The organism is Paeniglutamicibacter sp. Y32M11, from assembly GCF_019285735.1.
GTDB lineage: Bacteria > Actinomycetota > Actinomycetes > Actinomycetales > Micrococcaceae > Paeniglutamicibacter.
Map to the genome: position 1 here is coordinate 1,629,286 of NZ_CP079107.1, position 16,887 is coordinate 1,646,172.

The following is a 16,887-nucleotide window of genomic DNA, read 5'->3' on the forward strand; positions in this document are numbered from 1 at the left end:
GGGTGACACACCCGGGGCAGACACACTTTTTTGCCTATAAGCCGCGGTCTGAGAATCTAAACCAGGGTGAGTGCTATTTGGTTGGGTGGGGAGATCCCACTATGGCTCGAACCAGAACTTGCGACTTGGCTCCCGCTAGTCTCGATTAATCGGCGAGACAATGTTGAGGTTAAAGCAGTAGGCCGTGTGATTTTTGCAAATCACACGGCCTACAAATTGGAGTGGACAACGAGGTTCGAACTCGCGACCTCGACCTTGGCAAGGTCGCGCTCTACCAGCTGAGCTATGTCCACGTGAATAATCAATACCTAAGTATAGACTCTTCGTGGGCGATACTGGGTTCGAACCAGTGACCTCTTCCGTGTCAGGGAAGCGCGCTACCGCTGCGCCAATCGCCCATAAGGGGTACTACTTTATGCTTTCCAAAAGAAAACACAAGAATAAGGACCCCATTTCCATGGAATCGGGATCCATTTTCTAGAGTGGACAACGAGGTTCGAACTCGCGACCTCGACCTTGGCAAGGTCGCGCTCTACCAGCTGAGCTATGTCCACGTGAAAAGCTAATATCCATAGATACTAACCTATCGTGGGCGATACTGGGTTCGAACCAGTGACCTCTTCCGTGTCAGGGAAGCGCGCTACCGCTGCGCCAATCGCCCATACTTCTTACTACATTTACTACGAGGTGGGGACGGGATTCGAACCCGCGTAAACGGCTTTGCAGGCCGGTGCCTCGCCTCTCGGCCACCCCACCATAACCAAAAGGTAAAATACCCGTTGGATAGATCGGCAAGCCGATCCGGTGAATCTAATGCGAGTGGACAACGAGGTTCGAACTCGCGACCTCGACCTTGGCAAGGTCGCGCTCTACCAGCTGAGCTATGTCCACATATTAGAAGCGCAATCTCCGGAATGTTTTCGTTCCGTTTGTCTGCGTTCCAACGAGTAAAAACTCTATACGACGATTCCCCAAAGTTCCAAATCGGGGCGTTCTTTTATCGAAATTTGGCCTAGACCCTTGTGATCTCGCGGTTTTTGAAATGCTTGCGAACGGCGATGAGAGCCAAAACGTCGCCGGAACGTGGAAAAATCATGTTCATGACTTCACCAGCGCTGGCCCATCAGACGGACTTTGGACGCATGTATGCCCGGAAAATCGGCGGACTTCCGCAGGTTCCCTCCATTACTAATGTCATCGGACAGGAAAAAATGGACCTCGACGGTTGGATAGGTCACATGGCGGCCACCGCCGTGGTGCAGGACCCGAGACTGGGCGAAGCGCTAGGAAACTCGGCAAAGCTCAAAGCCCTAGCTCGTCAATCATCAAAGGCCGCGGCTGATTACCGCGACGCGGCCGCCGCGCGGGGGGACCGCGTGCACCAGTACTGCGAACAAATTGCACTGCGGGCCATGGGTAAGCCTCATCAGGCAGCAGCTGCGCGTGAGGCATTGGCCAGCAACAACGAGGAAGGATTTGCCGGACGATTCGATGAGTGGTGGGACACCTATCAGGTTCAGCCACTCGCCGCAGAAGTCACCGTATGGAACGAAAGTATTGGCTATGCCGGAACTCTGGACCTCGTGGCCACTATTGGTGGTCGACTTTGTCTGATCGACTACAAAACCCGAGGCACCGGTCGAGATGGACGAGTGAAGCCGCTTGATCCGAAGGTCATTATGCAGCTGGCTGCCGGAGCCAAGGCCGAAGAAATGGTGGTTGACCCGGCCGTTGGCACCTGGGAACCGTGGAAATACTCACAAGACCCGATGCTGTTGGGTGTGGCCATCGGTGAAACCGAGGTCCAGACCGTCATGGCGAATCCCGACGTGCTGCCCGCATATTGGTCGAAGTTTTGGTCGCTGCGTCAGGTATGGGGCGCCACCCTTAAGGTCGGGGAAGCAGGGGTTGCTCTGCGTGAGGTCGGCCCTCCACCGCCACTAGTGCCCTGAGCCGGTCGGTAGACTGATAGTCAGGGGGCGCTGGTGCACCACTCTGGCGTACTTGACTCCACACCTCCTCCATCCACAGCACATTGCCGGTACAGCAGCCGGCCGAAGGGAGACCGGATCTCATGGCCGTCTTAGGTATTCGCATTGTTGGCGACCCAATCCTCCGAACCCGCGCAGACGAGGTCACCGATTTCGGTCCCGAACTGCGTAAGCTCGTCGCAGACATGGACGAAACAATGGAGAACGTAGAAGGTGCCGGTCTAGCAGCACCACAAGTTGGAGTCTCCCTACGGGTGTTCACCTACCAGATCGCTGGCAAACGAGGACACCTGATTAACCCGGTGCTCGAACTGGGCGATGAGTACCAGGACGATGTGAACGAAGGGTGCCTTTCCATCCCGGGACTTGGCTACCCGGTACGCCGCCGCAGTTGGACCCGTGCCACCGGTGTTGACGTCGAAGGAAATCCCGCAGTGGTCGAGGGCGAAGGCTTCCTGGCTCGCTGCTTGCAACACGAAACCGATCACCTTGACGGAATCCTGTATATCGATCGACTCACCGGCCAAACCAAAAAAGACGCCTTCCGCAAGCTGCGCGACACCAACTACAACTCCGTCGCCGCAAGCACCGTGTCCAAGCGCAGCTCTGCACTGGGATCCAGCTTCGGTGCCGGCGCAAGTTTTGGGCAGCAGGCATGAGAGTGCTTTTCGCCGGAACCCCACAGGTTGCCGTTGCATCTCTCGACCAGCTCGTAAACGACGGATTTAACGTCGTGGCGGTCCTGACCCGCGAAGATGCCCCCATCGGACGCAAACGCGTGCTGACACCTTCCCCGGTTGCCGCGCGTGCAGCTGAACTGGGGATCGAGATCATTCATGCCAACAAGATCGACGTACCAGTTCAAGAGAGAATCTCCGCACTGGAAACCGATATCGCAGCGATTGTTGCCTACGGTGGCCTCGTACCCGAGAAAGCGCTGGGGATTCCCCGTCTGGGGTGGGTCAACCTGCACTTCTCGCTGCTTCCGGCGTGGCGCGGTGCCGCCCCCGTGCAGCATTCCATCATGGCCGGGGACGAGATTACCGGCGCTGTGACCTTCCAATTGGAAAAAGGTCTAGATACCGGTCCCGTCTTTGGCACCTTGACCGAAACCATTGATCCTGCCGATACCGCCGGGGACCTTTTGGGTCGCCTCGCCGTCTCCGGATCCGTTTTGCTCTCACAAACTCTGTCTGGCCTTGATGCCGGTGCCTTGGTTGGTCTCCCGCAAAGGGGTGAAGGATCCTACGCTCACAAGTTGACCTTGGTTGACGGACGAATCGATTGGAACGCTCCTGCCTTAGCTATTCGGCGGCGCATCAATGGAACCACTCCCGATCCGGGAGCCTGGACCGAGTCGGAGGGGCAACGCTTTAAGATCGGCCCGCTGCTCCCGGCCGTTGATGTTGTTGATTTGGCCCCGGGGCAGGTGCTGATCACTGGCGGCAAGAAGCCACGGGTGGTCGTGGGCACCGGTTCTCATGGTGTGGAATTAGCCCTGGTGCAACCACCGGGCAAAAAAATGATGAATGCAGCAGATTGGGCGCGGGGGATTCTCGCGTCAGGAACCGTGGATGAGGTGAAATTCGCATGAGCGAATTTGGACAGGGACGTTCCGACCGTCCGCGACGCAATGAGTCCAATCGTGGCGGTGAGTCGCCGCGCCGTAACGACGCGGGCCGTACCCGCAACCGCGGCGGCAGCGGAAATGGGGCACGCCAATTCAGTGCCTCCGCACCATCAGCACGTAACCGACGTGCCGATCAGGCTCGGTTGACGGCATTTGAGGTGCTCCGGGCGGTTGATGAGCATGACGCCTATGCCAACCTCGTGCTTCCGGCTCGCATTCGCGAGCATCACTTGGACCGCCGAGACGCAGGTTTTGCCACGGAACTGACCTACGGGGCACTGCGCGGACAAGGGCTCTACGACGCCATCCTGGCTCGCTGCGTTGACCGTCCACTGGACCAGCTGGATCCGGCCGTTCTCGATGCACTGCGCTTGGGTGCCCACCAGTTGCTAGCCATGCGCGTTCCCAGCCATGCGGCCCTGGATGAGACAGTCTCGCTGGCCCGCATGGTCATCGGTGCCGGTGCCTCCGGGCTGATTAACGCGGTGCTGCGCAAGGTCTCGCTCAAGGACATTGAGACCTGGAGCAGTGAGCTCGTTGAAGGTATAGATGATGAAAACGCGGCGGCGGCGCTGGTCCACTCGCACCCCGAATGGATTGTTCGCGCCTTGCGCCAAGCGTTGGTGGCCCACGGCCGTGACGCCTCGGAGATCACCGAGCTGCTGGCCGCGGATAACCTCGCTCCGGTCGTGAACCTGGTTGCCCTTCCGGGCGTCGGTTCTCTGGATGAAGCACTTGACCAGGGCGCCGAATACGGGACACTGGTTGCCGATTCTGCGTACTACCAGGGCGGGGACATCGCTCGACTGGCGTCCGTGCGCGAAGGTAGTACCCGAGTTCAAGATGCCGGCTCTCAACTAGTCGCCCGCGCCTTGGCAGGAATCGCACTGCCCGATGGTGGGGAAGACAGCTACTGGCTGGATCTGTGTGCGGGTCCCGGTGGCAAGGCGGCTCTGCTGGCAGCACTGGCCACCATTCACGGAGCCCGGCTCACCGCCAACGAACCTGCTGAGCACCGCGCCGAGCTGGTCTCCAAGGCACTGGTCGCGATCGATCCGGACACCTGGATGATCTCGGTGCGCGACGGCCGCGAATACGGAGACGAAGAATTCTCCGGCGGCTATGACCGAGTCATGGTTGATGCCCCCTGTTCAGGTCTTGGCGCACTGCGCCGGCGCCCGGAGTCTCGATGGCGCAAGACCCCCAAGGATGTTGCGGAACTGACCGTCTTGCAGGGTCAGCTGCTGGATGCTGCACTCAGCGCCGTGCGTGTTGGTGGGGTCGTTGCCTACGTGACCTGTTCACCGCACCCGGCCGAAACTGTTGCCGTGGTGGATGACCTGTTGGCCCGCAACAAGAACGCGAAATTGCTTGATACCGGTGCGGCACTCGAAGCGGCAGCGCTTCCCGGTCTTGCCGGTGCCACTCGCACCGTGGGCACGGGCAGCACCATTCAGCTGTGGCCGCACATTCACCGCACAGACGCCATGTTTATGGCGCTCTTTACCCGCACCGCATAAGCCCGCCGTTCCCCAGCCAGGAGCAAGAAGATCACCATGCGTAACTGCCAAATCAATCCGTCAATCCTCTCGGCCGACTTCACTAATCTCGAGCGTGAACTCCATCGGATCCACACCGCCGATGCCGTACACGTGGATGTCATGGACAACCATTTTGTCCCCAACCTGACTATCGGGCTCCCGGTGGTTAAGCGGTTGGGCGAGGTAAGCGCTCTGCCGCTGGATGTACACCTGATGATTAACGACGTTGACCGCTGGGGACCTGACTATGCTCGGGCCGGTGCCGCCTCGGTGACCTTCCATGCCGAGGCATCGGCCGCGCCGATCAAGCTGGCTCGGGATCTGCGGGCCGCCGGGTCACGAGCCTCGATGGCGCTGCGTCCCGCAACGCCCATCGAGCCGTACCTGGATATGCTTCCGGAACTGGACATGGTGCTGCTGATGACGGTGGAACCTGGCTTCGGGGGACAAGCATTCTTGGACATTGTGCTTCCTAAGATTCGCCGGGCACGGCGGGCCATCGACGGAACTGGTCTGCCCATCGCCTTGCAAGTTGATGGTGGGGTCACCAGCGAAACGATCTTGCGCGCCGCCGAGGCCGGCGCCGACGTCTTCGTGGCGGGGTCCTCCGTTTACGGAACCGAGGACCCCGCTGCGGCGGTAGTCACATTAAGAAATCTCGCAGCCCAGACACCACTTTCCGTGTAATACTGATAGCTACAACTACACAACGTGCTCCGGGGTCGGTGTAAGTCCGAACCGGCGGTTATAGTCCGCGACCCATGCCAAAGAGGCTTCTTACAAGAAGCCTCCGCCGCTTGGTTGAACTGGTGAAATTCCGGTACCGACAGTTAAAGTCTGGATGGGAGAAGCACGTACACGCAACACCAATGCCTTCGCTAGTATGCAAGGTCTAGGAACCGCGAATCCAAAAGATTCGCCATAGCCTAGTCCTCCAACTGCGAGCCGGCCATCAGGTGGAACCGTCGTATCGAACCCCCGGAGCCATCGCGGCTTGACAGGAGGACGATGGATTTTCTGCGGTGGCTCATTGAAGCTTTCAACTCTTACATCACGGTAGGCAGCAGCGCGCTGCTGGTACGTGAAGTGGTCGGCAACGTCTTTGGACTTGCCTCCGCCCTTGGCGGTATTCGTCGCAAGGTCTGGGCATGGCCCGTTGGCATCATCGGCAATGCCCTGCTGCTCACGGTTTTCCTCGGCAGTATCTTCGGCAACGACCAAACCGCCAATCTGCTCGGCCAAGCAGGCCGGCAAATCATGTTCATAGCGGTGTCTTTCTATGGATGGCGCCGCTGGAAAGCTACCCAGCAATCCGGCGGAAGCGCCGTGACCCCACGCTGGGCCACGACCACCGAACGGCTGAGCCTGGCCGGCATCTTGATTGTCGGCACCGTCGCGCTCACCCCGCTCTTTGGTGCCCTCGGCTCCTACGCGCCGGTCTGGGCGGATGCCTGGACCTTTGTGGGTTCGCTGCTGGCCACCTACGGCATGGCCAAGGGGCTCGTCGAATTTTGGCTGATTTGGGTGCTCGTCGACATCGTCGGGGTGCCCCTGCTCTTTAGCGCCGGATACTACGCTAGCGCCTTTATGTATCTGTTCTATGGATGCTTTACCCTGGTCGGATTCTTTATCTGGTGGAAAGCAAAAAACGGTTCGAAGCCAAGCATCGAAACCGAAATGCCTGATCCCACGGTGAAGGTAAGCAACTGATGCAAACAACTCGCGAAACAGCCGCCATGCGTCTGTCCTTAGAACTGGCACGCCGCGGCATCCGCGGAGCCAATCCCTTGGTGGGTGCGGTCATCGTGGATGCCGCCGGGGCCATTCTGTCCACCGGATACCACCGGGGAGCTGGCACCGCCCATGCCGAGGCCGACGCGTTGACTAGGCTCGGAAACATCGATGCCGTTGCCGCACGCTCGGCGACCATGTTGGTCACCTTGGAACCGTGTAACCACACCGGCCGGACCGGTCCCTGCTCGCAGGCCATCATCGATTCGGGTATCGGCAACGTCATTTACGCAGTAGCTGATGACGGTGAAGCCGCGTCCGGGGGAGGTGAAGCGCTGCGCGCGGCGGGAGTGAACGTGTCCCATGGACTGCTGGAGGCCGAAGCCACCGAGCTGAACCACCGTTGGTTTGCCGCCCGTGCGGCGGGGCGTCCCTTCACTACCTTGCATCTGGCCCAAACCCTTGACGGGCGGATCGCCGCTGCGGATGGAACCAGCCAATGGATCACTTCCCCGACGTCATTGCTCCATGCTCACGAGGTACGTTCGCGTGTCGGTGCGATCGTGGTGGGTACCGGAACCGTGAAGGCCGATAACCCTCGGCTTAACGCCCGGGATGAGAACGGTGCACCCTTCGCCTCTCAGCCTCGTCGCATCGTGATGGGACACAGCGAAGTTCCAGCCAACGCCGCATTGCGGGGTGATGGAAACTGGGAACAGGTTTCGTCCCACGATCCACTCACGGTCCTCAAAACGATCAGCGCCCGCGGCATCGATCACGTGCTCATCGAGGGCGGGGCCTCCATTGCCACGGCCTTCCTCGCCGCAGATCTTGTTGACGAGGTATTCCTCTATCAGGCTCCCATCTTCCTCGGTGCAGGCCGCGGATCCGTGGGAGAGCTAGGGATCGGTACCTTGGACGCGGCTCTGCGCTTCCGCCTGGATGCCGTCGACGGGGACGCAGTGCGCGTCATCGGTACGGACATTCTCACTCACCTTGAACCACTTCCGGCCTCCACCGGAATTTCCTAAGGAACCACATTATGTTTACCGGAATTATCAGCGGCATGGGCCGTATCGAAGGCATTGAGGCCACACCGGAAACGGACTCGGTGGTGCTGCGCATCAGCGCCCCAGAACACACTGAGAACCTCGAACTTGGCGGTTCTATCGCCGTGAACGGCGTCTGCCTCACGGCCACCAGCATCACCGGAGACATCCTGTCCCTCGACGTCATGGGTGAAACTCTGCGTCACACCACCATCGGCGAACTCGCCCTGGGTGAGGGCATCAACCTCGAACGTTGCGTTAAAGCCGGCGGGCGGCTCGACGGACACGTGGTTCAGGGGCACGTTGATGGGGTTGGTCACCTGCTCGAGCACGAATCACTCGGCGACTGGGACCGTTTCCGTTTTGCGATTCCATTCGAATTGGCACGATACGTGGCGAAGAAGGGATCCATTGCGATCGACGGGATTTCCCTGACGGTCACCGAAGTTTCCGCAGCAACCGAAAAGACGCAGTGGTTTGAGGTCGGCATCATTCCGACCACGCTGCGCGAAACGACCTTGGGCCAACGCATTCCCGGTTCATCGGTCAACCTTGAGGTGGACGTCATGGCGAAGTACGCCGAGCGTCTAGCATCCTTTGGCACCAGCGAAAGTAGCGCATCATGAATAACGAGCCCATCCGCTTAGACTCCATCGACGCTGCCATCAGCGCCATGGCAGCCGGCCAGGCCGTCGTGGTTGTTGATGATGCCGACCGTGAAAACGAAGGCGACATCATCTTTGCAGCGGAATTGGCCACTCCAGAACTCATGGGATGGACCATCCGACACTCCTCCGGCGTGGTGTGCACCCCGATGACGGGGGACCGGGCAGATGCCATGGGTCTTCCCCCCATGGTGGAGAACAACCAGGACGCCAAGGGCACCGCTTACACGGTGTCCTGCGACGCCGCCCACGGTGTGAGCACCGGAATTAGCGCAGCTGACCGCGCCCTGACCTCCCGGATCTTGGCCGACCCGGCTTCGGGTCCGGACCTCATCACCCGTCCCGGACACATCTTCCCGCTACGCGCGGTCGACGGCGGGGTGCTGGTGCGCCGGGGTCACACCGAAGCCTCGGTGGACCTCTGTGTCGCAGCAGGCCTGGAACCCGTGGGTGTCATTGCCGAGCTCGTCCACGACGACGGCTCGATGATGCGCCTGCCGGCCTTGCGTGAATTCGCCGATCTGTGGAATATCCCGCTGATCAGCATCGAGGACCTGGCCGCCTGGCGTGCAGCCTCGGATGCCGAACCGGTGGTGGGCACCAGCTCCGCCGCGGTGCAGGGGGGACCGGAGGTTCGGTTGCCTACCCCGTACGGCGAGTTCAGCGTCCGTGCTTGGCGCGAGCGTAATAGCGGAACCGAACACCTTTCGCTCAGTGCACCAGGTCCCGACGGTGCCATGCCGGCCGTGCCGCTGGTGCGGGTGCACTCCGAATGCCTTACCGGAGACGTTTTCGGCTCATACCGCTGTGACTGCGGTGAACAACTGGCAGCCGGCCTAGAAGCCATCAACGAATTTGGTGGTGTGCTGATCTACCTGCGCGGCCATGAGGGTCGAGGCATCGGCCTGGCCAACAAGATTCGTGCCTATGCCCTGCAAGATGGTGGCGCCAATACCGTTGCCGCCAACGAGCAGCTGGGTCTGCCGGTTGATGCGCGCACCTACGACGGTGCAGCCGCCATCCTCCACGCCATGGCAATCGAGACGATCCGGTTGATCACCAACAACCCGTTGAAGGAAGAATGGCTGGATCAGGCGGGCATCACCGTCGCTGAACGTGTCCCCACGCGGGTTGCCGCGCGGCCGGAAAACCTCGAGTACCTTCGCACCAAGCAAGAGCTGTTGCATCACACATTGCAGTTGCCAACAAATGAGACCATTACCAATCCAGGAGCACAATCATGAGCGGACACGGAGCACCGATCGTCGGAGCCAACGAACTAGCTGTAGCAGGCAAAACCGGTCTACGGGCAGTGATCGTCGCCGCCAGCTGGCACACGGAAATTATGAACGGACTCGTTGACGGAGCGCTACGGGCCGCAGCCGACGCCGGGATTGCCACCCCCGAGGTCATCCGCGTTCCCGGAACCTTTGAGCTACCGGTCGCCGCGGCGCGTCTGGCGCATGCCTATGACACCGTCATCGCTCTGGGCGTGGTCATCCGCGGTGGTACCCCGCACTTCGACTTCGTCTGCCAGGGAGCGACCATGGGACTGACCGATGTTTCCGTGCGCACCGGTGTTCCTGTCGGATTCGGCGTATTGACCTGTGACAACGAAGAACAAGCAATTGCTCGTGCGGGTCTCGAAGGCTCCGTTGAGGATAAGGGCTATGAGGCAATGAGCGCCGGTCTGCAGACCGCTGTTGCGCTGGCTCGCCGCTAGATCCCACCTGCATGATGCCGTGCGCATCCGTGCCCCCGACACTGGGGGCACGGATGCGCACGGCATTCTTGTTTGTTGCCGATTCGCCTCGGTACTATGAGCACCTCATAACAAAGGAGCGCCCCGTGGGCAAGGTGGTCATGTACGGTTCGATGTCGGTAGACGGCTTCATCGCGGACGAGATCGACCAACCCGGACCGCTGTTCGACTGGTTGACCAGCGGAGATATCCCGTTGGACGAGAGCGGCGTGCTGAAGGTGGCGCAGAGCTCCTACGATTACACACGGGCGTACTGGGACCAGATCGGGGTGACCATCGTCGGCCGCCACGTCTTCGATATGACGGACGGCTGGGACGGGGTTCCGCCGAGCGGGGTTGAGCACGTCGTTGTCGTGACACACCGGCCTAGACCGGCGGGCTGGGACCCCGAAGCGCCGTTTCACTTCGTCGACGGGATTGAAGCAGCCGTGAGCATGGCGCAGAAACTCGCGGGGGAGCGCATCGTTGAGATCGCCGCTGGCGAGGTTGGTGGCCAGATACTTGCCGCTGGCCTGGTCGACGAGGTGCGTATGGATGTCGCTCCCGTCGTGTTCGGATCCGGCAAGCGCTACTTCGGGTCGGTCCACGCACAGCACCTCTTAGATGATCCCGATGTGGTGATTCAGGGCAACCGGGTGCTTCACCTGCGCTATCGGGTGCGTCGTTGAGCGGTTTGGGCCCTATGTATGGACGTCCGATGCGAGCGGCACTGCGCTGGGATCAACGCGCCAGCCGCCATTGAGGCGGCCATTGCCTCGCTGGGGTAAATGAGAGCCGGTGATGCCGTGAACTTCGCGCCCTTGTCCCGTCGGAGGATGAGTTGTGAGCGTTATTGCTGAATCAATCTAGATTTTCGAATGTGCCGCGGCGATCACCAGTAGTGTTGAGATGTGTTTAAATCTCGCCAGCTTAATGAAGAAGTTCACCTGCGCTTGCTGCGTCCACATGATTCCGCAATGCTTGCCGCCGCGTACGTTCGCAATCGTGAGTATCTTTCGCCCTGGGAGCCGGTACGCCCCGAGGAGTACTACACCGAGAGCTGGCAGGCGGAAGACATCGTCAGGCGGCTTAAGATGACCGAATCCGGAGAAGGCTACCCACTGGGATTGTTTGCGGGGGACACTCTCGTGGGTCGTTTTAATCTGGCCGGCATCGTGCGTGGACCATTCCAAAGCGCGGGTCTGGGCTACTGGGTGGATGGTAAATACGCCGGCCGCGGACTGGCATCAGCCGCGGTCCGTCTGATCGTTGAGACGGCCCGTGTAGACCTCGGGTTACATCGCCTGGAAGCGAGTACTCTGCTGCACAATATTGGTTCCCAGCGAGTGTTGCTCAAGGCCGGATTCGAACACATTGGGGTGGCTCCACGTTACCTACATATCGCCGGTAAATGGCAGGACCATAATCTCTACCAGGTATTGCTGCACGATGAGGACTCATCAGAGGTATTAGGCAACTAGCACCATGATTCAGGTTGCCTTGCGCCGTTGGGGGCGTTGTTAGCTGGCCTCATGCTGGCGCGGTCGCCGGGGTAGCCGAATCATCGGCGATTGCCTAGCGGAATGTTGTGAGCGACTGAGTCCGCATGATCGGGAGTGCTGCGGCACCGGCAAGTCCTGCCCAGGCAAAGAGCAGTGGCACCGGCCCGGTAAGTATCGCGAGGCCTCCGCCGAGTAGCGCAACGATGGGCATAATGCCTAGCGTGATGGTCCGTTGGGCCGATCCCACGGCCGCCAGTTCCTGCGGCGAAACACTACGTGGAAGGACCTCTGCCCCGGCGACGGAGGATACCGACACCAGGAAGCTCCAGCCCGCGGATTGGGCCGAGAGCCAGATCAGCTCGGATCCCGGCAGTTGTTGACAGGCGATGGCCATGGCCACCGCTGGTACCGAGAGGATTGCCGCTGCACTGCGCAGGGACTTGAGCCCGAATTTAGCGGAAAGTCGCGGAGCGAGTCCCGCGCCAAGAATGGCGCCGATTGCCGAGATGATTCCTAGCCCGGCGAAAACGGCCGGGGCAATGTCGAGATCACGCAGCAGGAAGACCGGCAAGACGGTGTTGCCTACCATGGCTCCGGCGTTTGTCAGTGCTGCGGATAGCGTCAGTGCTCGTAGAGCAGGAAGGCGATACAAGGTATGGAAGCCGTCGCGAAGTTTCCCCTTGGCACGGTTGGACGGTCCGCGCGCGGGATGTTCTCGGTCGATCCTTATTCCTCGTTGGAACAAGAGTGATCCCGCATAGGAACATACCGACGCCCACATCATGCCCGGCACACCGAGCAATCCCAGCATGAGGCTCCCCGTTGCCGCGGCAACGGTGGAGGCCGATTGGTTGACGATAGTGAGCCGGGAATACGCGGTCTTCAGCCGATTGTCTGGCGCGATCCTCGGGATAATGGTGCTTTGTGCGGTCGTGAACGAGACATCGGCAAGACCGAGGACTACCGCGACACTAATCAGCACGGCGCCAGATAGCCAACCTTGATAGTACGCAAGCGTGAGCCCGAGCAGGGCCAGACACCTCGTCAGGCTGGCAGTTCCCATGACGTGGCGTCGGTTTTGTCGGCGTTCGATGAACATGCCGATCGGCATACCGAGAAGCAGGAATGCGGCTAACCCGATGGAATTGAGCACACCGACAAATCCGGTTCCGAATCCCAGGACGGTGACCGCGAGGATCGGCAACAGCGTGCGAGCGAGCACATCCCCAAATCCCTCGGCAGCGCTGGTGGCCAACAAAAAAGTGAAGGACCGCGGAAGCGTCGAGGAAGTTTGCTCGGCTACGGCGGGTGGATCGTGCATGGTCATGGTTTCCCCGTCACTTGTTGTCAGGCATTGCCTTACAGAGTGTCAGGTAAAACCTGACAATGCAAGAGGTCTGTCTAGACTGGGTCTATGGGAAAAGAAATCGGCGGAGTACAGCACATGGCCAACCCCGATCAACCGTTTATGTGTTCGTTCTGCCTTCGACCGCGTGAGCAAACTGGCGTTTTAGTAGGGGCTCCGGCGGTGGGCATCTGTCGGCCCTGTGCGGAGGCAGCGCTCGTGCTTTTGGCACAGGCAGCAACCGAAATCCAGCCCATTCCGCGTGCTCCCTGGGACAGATATAACGACGCCGAACTCCTCCAGCAGCTTCCGCGCGTGGCGAAAGCACGTGATGACATTGAGATTCATCTACGTAACTGGGTCACTGCTGCCCGGGAACGCAAACTGAGCTGGGCAAGCATAGGTGAGTCTTTGGGAATGTCACGACAATCGGCGTGGGAACGATTCCGTCAGACGGATACTGTTCCCAATGCAGAGGGTTCACCGTAACCGGCCTCGCAGAGGATCCTCGCCACGAGCGTTGATACCGAGCTTCTCAGCTCTCTGGAAAAGTCACATCAGGCCGGTTGTTTCCTTGGCCACCGCCCGAAGAATGGATGAACTATGACCTTCCACCATCCACCGACGTACCCAACGACCGGATAAAGGCGGCATTGGCGCTGATGGCCGGCTTGTATCGCTCCAGATCCGGAGAGTCGACGACGTCGGCTATCAGCTCTAGCAGCGAAGCAACGGCTTCATTTGGGTTACCGGCGCCATGGAGAGTGATGGCCTCGAAAACCCTCAACGAGGGGGATTCTGGAAAAGCCTTGCGCGCCCTGGTGAAGATTTCCCGAGACATTTCGTGTTCTCCAATGTTCCGCAAGGTTGAACCATATTGGAGATAACAGCGGCGCAGCAGGTCACCGTCCAAGCCGGAGTCAAGGGCGCGCTCATAAAATTCCAACGCGGCTTCTTCTTGGCCGGCGGTGTCATACGCCCCGCCTACCTCGTAGAGCACCCGAGAATTAGCGGGATGGGCCGCATAGAGGGGGAGTAACGCCTCGATGGTCGGCTGCATATTGTCCCGGTCTCGGAGGGCGAAAATCCTGTCAAGCTCGTCGTTGAGTTCCATGCCGCCCAGTCTTACACAGACATCGATCCTCGGACGGCCGCTGGCTCGTGAACGGAATTGGCGTTGGCGTTGGCGCGCGAAAAAACGCACGTTTTCGTCTCGCCAAGAGACCCCGAACGTGCGGTAGAACGGGGAACCACGACGCAGCTGAACTCATCGGCCCAGAAAAACATGTTGATTCCCTGGTGCAGATATCAGGAGGCGCGCCCTTCCAGGCCGGCCAGCGACGGCACTCTAGACGGCTTGGAGTACACCCTGGTTGGCGTCTAGAAGGTGGTGTTCGACCTCATGGAGGACAAAAGATGCAAAGGACTCCACCGTAAATAATTTTCCATCACCGCGAAGCCCTTCACGATCCCAGCTGCTGGCCGGAACCCCATCGAAAACACGAGCAGCAAATTCCAACTCACGATCGAGATCCGCGGCGATCAAAAGACGCTCGGCGTTGAAATAGTCGTTGATAACGGACTGCTCGTCTTGATCCCAGTTGGAAAAGGTGGGAGCGTTTTGCGTCAGCATGAGTTCTACACGTTCGCCCGCGAGCCTGCACATGTCGCGGACGTGAGCCGCATATTCAAGCGGCGACCACCGCTGAGGCATCGTTCGCTTGGTGGCATTTGGATTTTCGAGTATTGCCCGCCAAGCCAGCGCGGTACCGCGAAGGCGGCTCGCGGTATCTTGTCGTGGATGAGGTGAATAGCCACATTCCGTGCAACCTAGTTCGGTCACGATGGACCAGTCTTTTGACTCTGGGGGAATCGCATTCTGATCGCTCACGGGCCGAGATTAGCACGGAGCCATCGCCCGAACGACTATCGGTGAATGCTTCAGCTTCGCCGAGCGGCGGATCCACGTACAAGAAAAAGAAGTCGCGCTGGAGGCTAATGGATCATGCGGCCGACGTTCGCCGTGTCGCCTACCACGCGGGATTCCTTGATGGTTTCCCGGTGCGCCGGAGGACCGTCAGCAAGGTGCTTCACCACATGGGTGAGACGTGCGCCTAAAACGGTGAGTTCGAATGTGACCTGCACCGGAATCGTGGGGCATCTCTGAATCTTAGAACCGGTGGTGAGGGGAGAACGGTTCTCCCGCCGACCTGAATCAACGTGGAGGGCCAACGATCCACGTAACATCCGTGCCCGCTGGCGGACTCGGCGGCAGGTCAATCAACGCGTAGGGCCATATACACGGTCATGAGTCGCAACCGCGTCACGTTCGGTACCCAGGTGATACCGTTCGTCACATTGGGGGTGCCGTTGCGAATGTCGACAATCGGCCAAGCTACCCTTAGTATGTGAAAACTTTTGACACTCTCTTCGAGGAGCTCTCCGCGAAGGCCAAGGCCCGCCCCGAAGGTTCGCGTACCATCACCGAACTGGATTCCGGCGTTCATGGCATCGGCAAGAAGGTCGTGGAGGAAGCCGCCGAAGTTTGGATGGCTGCCGAATACGAATCCGACGAGGCTACCTCCGAAGAAATCTCCCAGCTGCTCTACCACCTCCAGGTGATGATGATCGCCAAAGGTCTGACTCTGCAGGACGTTTACAAGCATCTCTAGCCGCCGCATTCGGGATGATTTCGTCTCCCGTGCAGCGGTGGCCAACAAGCACCAATTTGTTGTCCTTATGCCGTAATACCCCCACACAGTCTGAAAAGAGAACCGCACTATGTTGCGAGTAGCACTTCCCAATAAGGGAGCCCTGTCCGAAATCGCCTCGACCATGTTGTTGGAGGCCGGATACGTCCAGCGCCGCGACAGCCGTGAACTGGTCATGGTTGATCCCGAGAACGAGGTGGAGTTCTTCTATCTTCGCCCCCGGGACATCGCCGTTTATGTTGGCGGCGGCATCCTTGACGTCGGCATCACCGGTCGCGACCTGTACCTTGACGCCGAGGTTAACGATCACGTTGATGAAGTATTGCCGTTGGGCATCGGTGCCTCCACCTTCCGCTTTGCCGGACCCGCAGGAACCTTCGCCTCGGCGCAGGAACTCTCGGGCAAGCGCATCGCCACCAGCTATGACGCGCTGCTGCGTGCGTACCTGGCCACGAACAACATCGATGCCTCGGTAGTCCGCCTCGACGGCGCCGTGGAATCCTCGGTACGCCTCGGCGTGGCCGATGCCATCGCCGATGTGGTGGAAACCGGAAACACGCTGAAGGCAGCCGGCATGGAGGTCTTCGGAGCTCCCATCCTGAAGTCGGAAGCCGTACTCATTGGTCGCACCGGTCGCACCCCCGCCGGACTTGAGGTCCTCAAGCGCCGTCTGATGGGTGTGCTGGTGGCACGCCGCTACGTCATGCTCGACTACGACGTGCGCAAGGATCTGGTTGAAGAGGCCACCGCCTTGACTCCGGGTCTGGAATCACCGACCGTCTCTCCGCTGCAGGACTCGGATTGGGTCGCCGTGCGCGCCATGGTGCTCAAGAATCAGACCAACAACATCATGGACGAGCTCTACGACCTGGGCGCTCGCGCGATTTTGGTCAGCCAGATCCACGCCTGCCGCATCTAGTGTGGTGGGGCTTTGCCTCGCAAAGCCCCACCATTCTCGGCACCAAACACCCCATCCTCTGT

General features: G+C 59.8%; 18 protein-coding genes, 6 tRNA genes and 1 riboswitch. Of the genes, 15 read left to right on the forward strand and 9 right to left on the reverse strand.

Going from position 1 to position 16,887, the window contains the following annotated elements; translation table 11 throughout:
• Positions 1-217: 217 nt before the first annotated feature.
• The 6 genes from KUF55_RS07095 to KUF55_RS07120 all read right to left on the reverse strand — a co-directional run bounded on the left by KUF55_RS07095 (position 218) and on the right by KUF55_RS07120 (position 891).
• Positions 218-293, reverse strand: a tRNA-Gly gene (locus KUF55_RS07095).
• Between the two features lie 33 nt (positions 294-326).
• Positions 327-398, reverse strand: a tRNA-Val gene (locus KUF55_RS07100).
• A gap of 83 nt (positions 399-481) precedes the next feature.
• Positions 482-554 (reverse strand) — tRNA-Gly (locus KUF55_RS07105).
• A 35-nt stretch (positions 555-589) separates the two neighbouring features.
• A tRNA-Val gene (locus KUF55_RS07110) sits at positions 590-661 on the reverse strand.
• A gap of 24 nt (positions 662-685) precedes the next feature.
• Positions 686-756, reverse strand: a tRNA-Cys gene (locus KUF55_RS07115).
• Positions 757-818: 62 nt separating this feature from the next.
• A tRNA-Gly gene (locus KUF55_RS07120) sits at positions 819-891 on the reverse strand.
• Between the two features lie 209 nt (positions 892-1,100).
• On the opposite strand from KUF55_RS07120, the gene KUF55_RS07125 reads away from it, so the two are divergent.
• From KUF55_RS07125 to KUF55_RS07180, 12 genes are all read left to right on the forward strand, one after another.
• On the forward strand, positions 1,101-1,952 hold the full coding sequence (locus KUF55_RS07125; RefSeq protein WP_218818424.1) for a cytochrome: 852 nt from the start codon (positions 1,101-1,103) through the stop codon (positions 1,950-1,952).
• A 122-nt stretch (positions 1,953-2,074) separates the two neighbouring features.
• The gene (gene def / locus KUF55_RS07130; protein ID WP_218818425.1) at positions 2,075-2,650 is read left to right on the forward strand and encodes a peptide deformylase; all 576 of its coding nucleotides are present in this window, start codon (positions 2,075-2,077) and stop codon (positions 2,648-2,650) included.
• The gene (gene fmt / locus KUF55_RS07135) at positions 2,647-3,585 is read left to right on the forward strand and encodes a methionyl-tRNA formyltransferase (protein ID WP_132364941.1); all 939 of its coding nucleotides are present in this window, start codon (positions 2,647-2,649) and stop codon (positions 3,583-3,585) included. Before def ends, fmt begins: the two co-directional genes overlap by 4 nt.
• Positions 3,582-5,141, forward strand: a complete 1,560-nt coding sequence (locus KUF55_RS07140; RefSeq protein ID WP_132364942.1) for an RsmB/NOP family class I SAM-dependent RNA methyltransferase — start codon at positions 3,582-3,584, stop codon at positions 5,139-5,141. Before fmt ends, KUF55_RS07140 begins: the two co-directional genes overlap by 4 nt.
• Positions 5,142-5,177: 36 nt before the next feature.
• The gene (gene rpe, locus KUF55_RS07145) at positions 5,178-5,849 is read left to right on the forward strand and encodes a ribulose-phosphate 3-epimerase (protein ID WP_132364943.1); all 672 of its coding nucleotides are present in this window, start codon (positions 5,178-5,180) and stop codon (positions 5,847-5,849) included.
• A 20-nt stretch (positions 5,850-5,869) separates the two neighbouring features.
• A riboswitch (FMN riboswitch) is annotated at positions 5,870-6,020 on the forward strand.
• A gap of 150 nt (positions 6,021-6,170) precedes the next feature.
• Complete coding sequence (pnuC, locus tag KUF55_RS07150) at positions 6,171-6,872, forward strand: nicotinamide riboside transporter PnuC (protein WP_132364944.1); 702 nt, start codon at positions 6,171-6,173, stop codon at positions 6,870-6,872.
• Positions 6,872-7,924 (forward strand): bifunctional diaminohydroxyphosphoribosylaminopyrimidine deaminase/5-amino-6-(5-phosphoribosylamino)uracil reductase RibD, encoded by a 1,053-nt coding sequence (gene ribD, locus KUF55_RS07155; RefSeq protein ID WP_218818426.1) that lies wholly within the window; start codon positions 6,872-6,874, stop codon positions 7,922-7,924. The genes pnuC and ribD overlap by 1 nt, the downstream gene beginning before the upstream one ends.
• A gap of 11 nt (positions 7,925-7,935) precedes the next feature.
• Positions 7,936-8,568, forward strand: a complete 633-nt coding sequence (locus KUF55_RS07160) for a riboflavin synthase (RefSeq protein WP_132364946.1) — start codon at positions 7,936-7,938, stop codon at positions 8,566-8,568.
• Positions 8,565-9,851 (forward strand): 3,4-dihydroxy-2-butanone-4-phosphate synthase, encoded by a 1,287-nt coding sequence (ribB, locus tag KUF55_RS07165; RefSeq protein ID WP_218818427.1) that lies wholly within the window; start codon positions 8,565-8,567, stop codon positions 9,849-9,851. Before KUF55_RS07160 ends, ribB begins: the two co-directional genes overlap by 4 nt.
• A complete protein-coding gene (ribH, locus tag KUF55_RS07170) occupies positions 9,848-10,330 on the forward strand; it encodes a 6,7-dimethyl-8-ribityllumazine synthase (RefSeq protein WP_132364948.1) in 483 nt (160 codons plus the stop codon). Before ribB ends, ribH begins: the two co-directional genes overlap by 4 nt.
• Positions 10,331-10,455: 125 nt before the next feature.
• Positions 10,456-11,037, forward strand: a complete 582-nt coding sequence (locus tag KUF55_RS07175) for a dihydrofolate reductase family protein (protein WP_218818428.1) — start codon at positions 10,456-10,458, stop codon at positions 11,035-11,037.
• A 222-nt stretch (positions 11,038-11,259) separates the two neighbouring features.
• Positions 11,260-11,829 carry a GNAT family N-acetyltransferase gene (locus KUF55_RS07180; protein WP_255557367.1) on the forward strand — a complete coding sequence of 190 codons (570 nt, stop codon included), beginning with the start codon at positions 11,260-11,262 and terminating at the stop codon, positions 11,827-11,829.
• A gap of 94 nt (positions 11,830-11,923) precedes the next feature.
• Here the strand turns inward: KUF55_RS07180 and KUF55_RS07185 are convergent, their stop codons facing one another.
• Positions 11,924-13,171, reverse strand: a complete 1,248-nt coding sequence (locus tag KUF55_RS07185; RefSeq protein WP_218818429.1) for an MFS transporter — start codon at positions 13,169-13,171, stop codon at positions 11,924-11,926.
• 147 nt (positions 13,172-13,318) lie between these two features.
• Between KUF55_RS07185 and KUF55_RS19015 the strand changes: the two genes are divergently transcribed.
• Complete coding sequence (locus KUF55_RS19015) at positions 13,319-13,684, forward strand: ClpX C4-type zinc finger protein (RefSeq protein ID WP_370630986.1); 366 nt, start codon at positions 13,319-13,321, stop codon at positions 13,682-13,684.
• A 112-nt stretch (positions 13,685-13,796) separates the two neighbouring features.
• Here KUF55_RS19015 and KUF55_RS07195 read toward each other — a convergent pair whose 3' ends face one another.
• Positions 13,797-14,309 (reverse strand): tetratricopeptide repeat protein, encoded by a 513-nt coding sequence (locus KUF55_RS07195; RefSeq protein ID WP_218818431.1) that lies wholly within the window; start codon positions 14,307-14,309, stop codon positions 13,797-13,799.
• Positions 14,310-14,543: 234 nt separating this feature from the next.
• On the reverse strand, positions 14,544-15,086 hold the full coding sequence (locus tag KUF55_RS07200; protein ID WP_218818432.1) for a DinB family protein: 543 nt from the start codon (positions 15,084-15,086) through the stop codon (positions 14,544-14,546).
• 517 nt (positions 15,087-15,603) lie between these two features.
• Here KUF55_RS07200 and KUF55_RS07205 point away from each other — a divergent pair.
• Both KUF55_RS07205 and hisG read left to right on the forward strand, forming a co-directional pair.
• Complete coding sequence (locus KUF55_RS07205) at positions 15,604-15,867, forward strand: phosphoribosyl-ATP diphosphatase (protein WP_132364953.1); 264 nt, start codon at positions 15,604-15,606, stop codon at positions 15,865-15,867.
• Positions 15,868-15,976: 109 nt separating this feature from the next.
• Positions 15,977-16,825 (forward strand): ATP phosphoribosyltransferase, encoded by an 849-nt coding sequence (hisG, locus tag KUF55_RS07210; RefSeq protein WP_218818433.1) that lies wholly within the window; start codon positions 15,977-15,979, stop codon positions 16,823-16,825.
• The last annotated feature ends 62 nt before the right edge of the window (positions 16,826-16,887 follow it).

What these genes read in the sequence shown, in the direction of transcription:
- pnuC (WP_132364944.1), top strand. Translation starts at nt 6,171, where the DNA reads ATGGATTTTCTGCGGTGGCTCATTGAAGCTTTCAACTCTTACATCACG.
- ribH (WP_132364948.1), top strand. Translation starts at nt 9,848, where the DNA reads ATGAGCGGACACGGAGCACCGATCGTCGGAGCCAACGAACTAGCTGTA.
- KUF55_RS07185 (WP_218818429.1), bottom strand. Translation starts at nt 13,171, where the DNA reads ATGCACGATCCACCCGCCGTAGCCGAGCAAACTTCCTCGACGCTTCCG.
- KUF55_RS07125 (WP_218818424.1), top strand. Translation starts at nt 1,101, where the DNA reads ATGACTTCACCAGCGCTGGCCCATCAGACGGACTTTGGACGCATGTAT.
- ribB (WP_218818427.1), top strand. Translation starts at nt 8,565, where the DNA reads ATGAATAACGAGCCCATCCGCTTAGACTCCATCGACGCTGCCATCAGC.
- KUF55_RS07140 (WP_132364942.1), top strand. Translation starts at nt 3,582, where the DNA reads ATGAGCGAATTTGGACAGGGACGTTCCGACCGTCCGCGACGCAATGAG.
- fmt (WP_132364941.1), top strand. Translation starts at nt 2,647, where the DNA reads ATGAGAGTGCTTTTCGCCGGAACCCCACAGGTTGCCGTTGCATCTCTC.
- rpe (WP_132364943.1), top strand. Translation starts at nt 5,178, where the DNA reads ATGCGTAACTGCCAAATCAATCCGTCAATCCTCTCGGCCGACTTCACT.
- def (WP_218818425.1), top strand. Translation starts at nt 2,075, where the DNA reads ATGGCCGTCTTAGGTATTCGCATTGTTGGCGACCCAATCCTCCGAACC.
- KUF55_RS07160 (WP_132364946.1), top strand. Translation starts at nt 7,936, where the DNA reads ATGTTTACCGGAATTATCAGCGGCATGGGCCGTATCGAAGGCATTGAG.
- ribD (WP_218818426.1), top strand. Translation starts at nt 6,872, where the DNA reads ATGCAAACAACTCGCGAAACAGCCGCCATGCGTCTGTCCTTAGAACTG.
- KUF55_RS19015 (WP_370630986.1), top strand. Translation starts at nt 13,319, where the DNA reads ATGTGTTCGTTCTGCCTTCGACCGCGTGAGCAAACTGGCGTTTTAGTA.
- hisG (WP_218818433.1), top strand. Translation starts at nt 15,977, where the DNA reads ATGTTGCGAGTAGCACTTCCCAATAAGGGAGCCCTGTCCGAAATCGCC.
- KUF55_RS07195 (WP_218818431.1), bottom strand. Translation starts at nt 14,309, where the DNA reads ATGGAACTCAACGACGAGCTTGACAGGATTTTCGCCCTCCGAGACCGG.